The 275-nt window shown below is 42.2% G+C and carries 1 protein-coding gene; it reads left to right on the forward strand.

Translation table 11 applies throughout. The annotated features are described in order from the left end of the window. Window positions 1–275, forward strand: a 275-nt coding sequence (locus C1E99_RS00285) for a PTS transporter subunit EIIC (protein ID WP_161951108.1), incomplete at both ends; no start/stop codon positions are given.

The following is a 275-nucleotide window of genomic DNA, read 5'->3' on the forward strand; positions in this document are numbered from 1 at the left end:
CTTCCGATCTTCACCATTCGTATGCCAGACGAAGTTCCACCGAACGTATCCCAGGCATTTAAAGATGTAATTCCATATGCATTGTCTATCTTTGTCTTGTATGGCATTGATCTTGTGACACGTCAATTCCTTGGAACAAACGTTGCTGAGGCGATCCTGAAATTATTTGAGCCTCTATTTACAGCCGCAGATGGTTATGTTGGTATTACCATTATCTTTGGTGCCTATGCTTTGTTCTGGTTTGTAGGGATTCATGGTCCATCTATTGTGGAACC

This window comes from Streptococcus suis, assembly GCF_002964045.1.
Classification (GTDB): domain Bacteria; phylum Bacillota; class Bacilli; order Lactobacillales; family Streptococcaceae; genus Streptococcus; species Streptococcus suis_U.